Origin of the sequence: uncultured Bradyrhizobium sp., assembly GCF_936928535.1 — a bacterium.
GTDB lineage: Bacteria > Pseudomonadota > Alphaproteobacteria > Rhizobiales > Xanthobacteraceae > Bradyrhizobium.
In genome coordinates this window covers 1-6,656 of sequence record NZ_CAKZHY010000141.1, presented here as the reverse complement: position 1 = coordinate 6,656, position 6,656 = coordinate 1, and the positions used below count along the sequence as shown (strand labels likewise).

The 6,656-nt window shown below is 65.4% G+C and carries 6 protein-coding genes and 1 pseudogene; 1 reads left to right on the top strand and 6 read right to left on the bottom strand.

What is annotated here, in order from left to right; translation table 11 throughout:
• Positions 1-56: 56 nt before the first annotated feature.
• Together glmM and Q0687_RS27770 are read right to left on the bottom strand one after the other, a co-directional pair.
• Complete coding sequence (glmM, locus tag Q0687_RS27775) at positions 57-1,400, bottom strand: phosphoglucosamine mutase (protein WP_298884208.1); 1,344 nt, start codon at positions 1,398-1,400, stop codon at positions 57-59.
• 221 nt (positions 1,401-1,621) lie between these two features.
• Positions 1,622-1,789 carry a hypothetical protein gene (locus tag Q0687_RS27770; protein ID WP_298884205.1) on the bottom strand — a complete coding sequence of 56 codons (168 nt, stop codon included), beginning with the start codon at positions 1,787-1,789 and terminating at the stop codon, positions 1,622-1,624.
• A gap of 102 nt (positions 1,790-1,891) precedes the next feature.
• Between Q0687_RS27770 and Q0687_RS27765 the strand changes: the two genes are divergently transcribed.
• Positions 1,892-3,028 carry an alpha-hydroxy acid oxidase gene (locus tag Q0687_RS27765; RefSeq protein ID WP_298884203.1) on the top strand — a complete coding sequence of 379 codons (1,137 nt, stop codon included), beginning with the start codon at positions 1,892-1,894 and terminating at the stop codon, positions 3,026-3,028.
• A 129-nt stretch (positions 3,029-3,157) separates the two neighbouring features.
• Here Q0687_RS27765 and Q0687_RS27760 read toward each other — a convergent pair whose 3' ends face one another.
• The 4 genes and pseudogenes from Q0687_RS27760 to Q0687_RS27745 form a co-directional block, all read right to left on the bottom strand.
• Positions 3,158-3,784, bottom strand: a complete 627-nt coding sequence (locus tag Q0687_RS27760) for a hypothetical protein (RefSeq protein WP_298884201.1) — start codon at positions 3,782-3,784, stop codon at positions 3,158-3,160.
• A 72-nt stretch (positions 3,785-3,856) separates the two neighbouring features.
• Complete coding sequence (locus Q0687_RS27755) at positions 3,857-4,483, bottom strand: hypothetical protein (RefSeq protein WP_298884199.1); 627 nt, start codon at positions 4,481-4,483, stop codon at positions 3,857-3,859.
• A gap of 57 nt (positions 4,484-4,540) precedes the next feature.
• Positions 4,541-5,380 carry a shikimate dehydrogenase gene (locus tag Q0687_RS27750; protein WP_298884196.1) on the bottom strand — a complete coding sequence of 280 codons (840 nt, stop codon included), beginning with the start codon at positions 5,378-5,380 and terminating at the stop codon, positions 4,541-4,543.
• A 112-nt stretch (positions 5,381-5,492) separates the two neighbouring features.
• Positions 5,493-6,591: pseudogene (locus Q0687_RS27745) on the bottom strand (SulP family inorganic anion transporter); the annotation flags it as partial.
• Positions 6,592-6,656: the final 65 nt, after the last annotated feature.

Here is a 6,656-nt window from a genome sequence, read left to right as displayed (position 1 = left end):
AACCCCTCATCCGGCGCTTCGCGCCACCTTCTCCCACAAGGGGAGAAGGAAGAAACTCAAGCCGCGGCCTGCCCAAGCGCCGAGACGATGGTGTCGACGACGTCCTCGACCAGGATGCGGTCCTCGCCTTCGCCCATGACGCGGATCACGGGCTCGGTGCCGGAGGAGCGGATCAAGAGGCGGCCGTGGCCGTTGAGGCGCTTCTCGCCGTCGGAGATCGCCGACTTGACGTCGGAATCGTCGAGCGGCTTGCCGCCCTTGTGGCGGACGTTCTTGAGGATCTGCGGCAGCGGATCGAAGCGGTGGCAAACTTCCGAGACCGGACGGCGCAGCTTCTGCACCACCGCGAGCACCTGCAGCGCGGCGACGAAACCGTCGCCCGTGGTGGCGTAGTCGGACAGGATGATATGGCCGGACTGCTCGCCGCCGAGATTGTAGCCGCCGCTCAGCATCTGCTCGAGCACGTAGCGGTCGCCGACCGGCGTGCGCACGAGATCGAGCCCATGCCCTTTCAGGAAACGCTCGAGGCCGAGATTGGACATCACGGTGGCGACGATGCCCGGACGCGACAGGCGTCCGTCTTCCTTCCAGCTCTGCGCGATCACCGCCAGCAGCTGGTCGCCGTCGACGACATGGCCGCGCTCGTCGACCAGGATGACGCGATCGGCATCGCCATCCAGAGCAATGCCGATGTCGGCGCGCATCTCGCGCACCTTCTTCGACAGCGCCTCCGGCGAGGTCGAGCCGCAATCCTTGTTGATGTTGAAACCATCCGGCTCGACGCCGATCGGCACCACGTCGGCGCCCAGCTCCCACAGCGCTTCCGGCACCACTTTGTAGGCGGCGCCATTGGCGCAATCGATCACGACGCGCAGGCCCTCGAGCGACAGATCGCGCGGCAGGGTGCGCTTGGCGAATTCGATGTAGCGATCATGCACGCCGTCGATACGGCGGGCGCGGCCGAGGCTCGCGCTTTGTGCGAGCCGCTTCTCGATCGGCTCGTCGAGCAGCAGCTCGATCTGCTTCTCGACATCATCGGAGAGCTTGAAGCCCTGAGGCCCGAACAGCTTGATGCCGTTGTCCTCGAACAGATTGTGCGAGGCCGAGATCATGACGCCGAGATCGGCGCGCATCGACTTGGTCAGCATCGCCACCGCCGGCGTCGGCATCGGGCCGACCAGCAGCACGTCCATGCCGACCGAGGTGAAGCCGGCGACCATCGCGTATTCGATCATGTAGCCTGATAGCCGGGTGTCCTTGCCGATCACGACCCGGTGGCGGTGGTCACCGCGCTGAAACGCAAGGCCGGCGGCCTGGCCGACCTTGAGCGCGAGCTCCGGCGTGATCAGTCCGTTGGCGCGGCCCCGGATCCCGTCCGTCCCGAAATATTTGCGACTCATCATCGTCCCCCACGCAACAACCAGGGGTCCCCACTACAACCTTCGGGTGCCCGAACGGGCCCCGCATCCCTGATTTGCTGGGGGTCTTATAAGCCTTGCGCGGCTAAATTGGCTTCAAAAAATATGATGAATCATTACGGAACCGGGAACTCCGATCCCCGGTAACTAACTGTTAACATTATATTTCCGCTTTTGGCGCCGAAACGGGGCGGAACCGGCCGCTAGCCCTTCCGCTTCACATGGCCATCCTCGCGGCTCGGCGCAGGCTGGATGACGTTGACGGGATCGGAGCCCGGGAAGGTCTCCTCCAGCCCCTCCTCCAGCGCATCGTCGAGGTCCTGCTTTTCCTTGATCTTGTCAGGCGAAGGCCCAGGGTGCGGCTTGGTCATGGTCCCTCTCGCAAACGATTTGGCTGTGCATCCAACCATGCTAGATGACCCCTAAAGCTTCCGATGCAAGAGTTTCGAGACAAGACGGGCCGGGGAACGTTCATGAAGCACATCACCTGTATCGACGATCTTCGCGCGCTGCATAAGCGCCGCGTGCCGAAGGCGTTCTTCGACTATTGCGACCGCGGCTCCTATGCCGAGGAAACGCTGCGCGCCAATCGCGAGGACATGCAGGCGATCAAGTTCCGCCAGCGCATCCTGGTCGACGTCTCCAAGCGCGACACCTCGACCACGATCCTCGGCGAACAATCGACCATGCCGCTGATGCTCGCGCCCGTCGGCCTGCTCGGCATGCAGCATGGCGACGGCGAGATTCACGCCTGCCGCGCCGCGCAGGCCGCCGGCATCCCGTTCACGCAATCGACGATGTCGATCTGCTCGATCGAGGACATCGCCGCCGCCGTCGACAAGCCGTTCTGGTTCCAGCTCTACGTGATGAGGGACCGCGGCTTCATCAAGGATCTGATCCAGCGCGCGATGGCGGCCAAGTGCAGCGCGCTGGTGCTCACCGTCGATCTGCAGGTGATCGGCCAGCGCCATGCAGACATCAAGAACGGCATGACGGTGCCCCCCGAATGGTCGCTGTCGAAGCTTCTGGATTTCGCGAGCAAGCCGGCCTGGGTCTCCGGCGTGCTGCAGGGCAAGCGCCGCACCTTCGGCAACATCGCCGGCCACGTGAAGAACACCGAGGACCTCAACCGTCTCGCCGAATGGACCGCCTCGCAGTTCGACACCTCGCTGAACTGGAAGGACGTCGAGTGGGTCCGCAGCATCTGGCCGGGCAAGCTCATCATCAAGGGCATTCTGGACGTCGAGGACGCCGAGGAAGCCGCCAAGACCGGCGCGCAGGCGCTGGTGGTGTCGAACCATGGCGGCCGTCAGCTCGACGGCGCGCCGTCCTCGATCGAGGTGCTGCCCGAGATTGCGGACACGGTCGGCGACAAGATGGAGATCATGTTCGACGGCGGCATCCGCTCCGGCCAGGACGTGATGCGCGCGCTCGCGCTCGGCGCCAAATCCTGCATGATCGGCCGCGCTTATGCGTATGGCCTCGGTGCCGGCGGCCAGGCCGGCGTCGCCAAGGCGATCGACATCATCCAGAAAGAGCTGCTGACCACGATGGGCCTGTGCGGCGTCAACCGGATCGACGAGATCGACGATCATATCATTGCGGTGTGAGCCGCAACGGCAGTGCCGCAGGGTGGGCAAAGCGTAGCGTGCCCACCAACTGCGCGAAACAGCATGAAGACGTGGGCACGGCGCAAGGGCGCCTTTGCCCACCCTACGAATTCTACGATTCCAGCGCCCTCACATCGGCGGCGTGATGCCGTCGCGTCCGACATTCACGCGGTTGGCTTCCAGCGTGCCGTCGTCCTTCTTCGCCGCGCCGAAGATGATCAGCTTGGCGCCGGGCTTCACTTCAGACATGTCGCTGGAGACGAAAGTGACGACAGGAGTGTCCGGCGGCACCACGACTTTCTTCTCGCCGTCCTTGTATTTCACCGTGATGTTCTGGCCGTCGGTGCCCTTGACCGTCTGCGCCACCGTGGCGTTGGTCATGGTCGAATTGGGGCGGGCATCCCAGGGGCGGAAACCTTCGGCGGCGCCGCGCTGGTTTTCCGGGAAGATGTGGACGGCAATGGCCTTCTGCGTGCCGTCGGGCTCGGGCATGGCGGTGACGCCGATATAGGAGCCCTCCTTGATCTGCGACAGCTCGGTCTTCACCACGGCGAAGACCGCGACGTTGTCGGTCATCTTCACTTTCACATCGCTGCCCTCGCGCGTCTTGATGCCGAGATTGCTGCCGTCGACGCTCTCGATGGTGCCACGGATGCGAACGGTCGGCGCCTGCTGCGCCGAGACGGCTGACACGAGAATGCAGGTGGCAAACGCAGCCGCGGCGGCGCGCGGCATCCAGCTGTTCAACTTCGACATGATTGTCCCCTCGGGAATTGCGGCGATCAACGGCAAACCCCGTATGACCGCCGCTATTCCAGGATCGGTTGATCACATCGGCGGTGTCAGGCCGTCACGGCCGACGCTGACGCGGTTGGTCTCGAACGATCCGTCCGGCAATTGCTTCATGAAGGCGATGACCTTGGCGCCGGCCTTCAGTTCCGAGATGTCGCCGGGAACGAAGGTCACGACCGGTGTCATATCGGAGACGAACACCTTCTTCTCGCCGTCCTTGTATTTCACCAGCAGCGTATGGCCGTCATTGCCGACCACGCTCTCCGACACCGTGGCGTTGGTCATGCTCGAATTGGGCTTGAGATCATAGGGCCGCGAGCCCTCGCCGGTGCCGCGCATGCTCTCCGGAAACACATGCACCTCAACGGCATTGTTGCCGCCGTCCGGTCCCGGAACGGTGGTGGCACCGACGAAAGAGCCGACCTTGATGTCGGCAAGCGAGATCTTGGTGACGCCGACGACGCGCGCGTCGGAGGCGATATGCAGCTTGACGTCCTCGCCGCTGCGCGACTTGACCTGCAGCGTGTCACCATCGACGCTCTCGATCGTGCCGCGCACGCGGGTCGGCACCGGCGCCTTTTGCGCGACGGCGGCAAAGGTGGAAGCAGCCACCATCGCGACAGCGATGAGCGGGCGCGTGAAACTGGCACGTTGGATCGTCATTGATGTCTCCGGATAGTCCCCACGGGAATAGAACGCCGGAGACGCCGCACTATTCTCTCAAGTCTTTGTGAGATCGGCCTCGACCAGCGCGCGCAGCTCGGCGGTCACCTCGGGCCGCTGGCCGAACCACAGCTCGAAACCGCGCACTGCCTGGTGCAGCAGCATGCCGAGCCCGTCGGCGGTCTTCAGCCCGCGCGCTGCGGCTGCCGCGAGCAGCGGCGTCACGAGCGGAACATAGACGAGGTCGGCGACGACGGCCTCTTGCGGCAGACGCGCCACGTCGACCTCGAGCACGCCCTGGCCATGCATACCGAGCGAGGTCGTGTTCACGAGAAGTTTTGCGCGCGGCAGCACCTCGTTGATGCCGTCCCAGGCGAGTGGCTGCACGTTCGGTCCGAACTCGGCGGCTAGCGCCTCGGCGCGTGCCAGGGTGCGATTGGCAAGATGAATTCGCTTGAAGCCACGTTCGCGCAGACCGAATACGACCGCACGCGAGGCGCCGCCCGCCCCCAGCACCAGCGCCTCCCCGGCCTTGTCCCAGTCTGGCGCGCTGGCGTCGAGATTACCGAGAAAGCCCTCGACGTCGGTATTGGTCGCGCGCAGCTCGCCGTCTTCGAACCACAGCGTGTTGGCTGCGCCCACGGCCTTGGCGCGCGCATCGGGGGCCGACAGCTCCAGCACACCGACCTTGTGCGGAATGGTGACATTGGCGCCGACAAAGCCGCGCAGCGACAGCCGCAGCACGAAATCGCGCAAATCATCCGGCGGCACGGCTTCGATGACATAGCCGCCTTCGATACCCAGCGTGCGCAGCCAATAATGATGAATCAGCGGCGAGCGCGAATGCGCGGCCGGCCATCCGATCAAACAGGCTGCGGGCGGTTTGGGCGCGGTCATCTTTCCCTCAGGTCGTATCCGAGGCGATCCATTTCGCGTCCCGCCCCCTCTGTCAAGCGCGCGGGCGCCGCAGCGCCGATCAGGCCGGCCGATTTGGGAGTGCCTTCGCCGGCTAGCTCACGGTCTCGTCCGCGACGGCAGCAGTTGTAGCTTGCGTGCCCTTGATGTCGGCGACCGCACGCTCGATGGTTTCGCGGTAACGCGCTTGCGGCTTGGTGACGCCATGGGTGAGCAGCGCGCGGCGGACCGCGGGCGATGCCCCCGTGATGAACAGCTTGATGCCCTGCCGATGCGCCTTGGCGGCGACGCGGCCGAGCACGTTCGCCGCGGTGGAATCCAGGAACGGCACCGCGGTGAAATCGACCACAATCCCCTTGCGCGTGTCGGCGACGCCGTCGAGCACGTTGCCGATCGCCGCGGCCGCGCCGAAGAAGAACGCGCCGGTGATGCGGTAGACCAGCACGTCGCGATCGATCGCGAGCGCGGGGTCGTAAGGCACGCGCTCGCCATTGCCGTCGTCGGGACGATCGACTGCTACCAGCGGTGATCGTTCCTCGATGCCGGCAGCTTGCGAGCGGTGCTGCGACCAGCATGAACAGCAGCAGGAACACGGAGTGCAGAATGCCTGCCAGCGGGCCGCGCCCGCCGGCGCGGATGTTGGTCGCGGTGCGCGCGATCAGCCCGGTGACGCAGATGCCGCCGAACAGCGCCGAGCCGATATTGGCGATGCCCTGTCCCACAAGTTCGACATTGGAGCGATGCCGGCGGCCGGTCATGCCATCGGCCACGACGGCCGACAACAGCGATTCGATGGCGCCGAGCATGGCGATGGTGAAGGCCGCCGGCAGCAGTGTCACCAGGTGCTCGAAGTCGGTCCGCGGCCACACCAGGTGCGGCAGCCCGTGCGGAATGCCGCCGAAGGCGCTGCCCAGGGTCGCCACCCCGTCCAGCTTCAGCGCCTGCTGCGCCGCGGTCGCCGCCACCATCGCGATCAGCGGCCCCGGCACCCGCTTCAGCCCGGGCAGGCGCGGGCCGTAGACCGCCGCGGCGAGGCTGGCACAGGCCAGCAGGGTGGTGGGCAGGTGCAGGTGCGGCAGCGCCAGCAGCAGTCCCCACAACTTCTGGTGGAAATGCTCGCCGCCGACCGCGGGCAGGCCGAAGAAGTCGCGCCATTGACCGACCCAGATGATCACGCCGATGCCGGCGGTGAAGGTGGTGTTGAGCACCCCATGGACGCCATCGTCCTGGCCGAAGGTGGGGATGGTGAAGTCGATGG

Coding starts and splice junctions, on each gene's coding strand:
- Q0687_RS27770 (WP_298884205.1), bottom strand. CDS start 1,789: ATGACCAAGCCGCACCCTGGGCCTTCGCCTGACAAGATCAAGGAAAAG.
- Q0687_RS27750 (WP_298884196.1), bottom strand. CDS start 5,380: ATGACCGCGCCCAAACCGCCCGCAGCCTGTTTGATCGGATGGCCGGCC.
- Q0687_RS27760 (WP_298884201.1), bottom strand. CDS start 3,784: ATGTCGAAGTTGAACAGCTGGATGCCGCGCGCCGCCGCGGCTGCGTTT.
- Q0687_RS27755 (WP_298884199.1), bottom strand. CDS start 4,483: ATGACGATCCAACGTGCCAGTTTCACGCGCCCGCTCATCGCTGTCGCG.
- Q0687_RS27765 (WP_298884203.1), top strand. CDS start 1,892: ATGAAGCACATCACCTGTATCGACGATCTTCGCGCGCTGCATAAGCGC.
- glmM (WP_298884208.1), bottom strand. CDS start 1,400: ATGAGTCGCAAATATTTCGGGACGGACGGGATCCGGGGCCGCGCCAAC.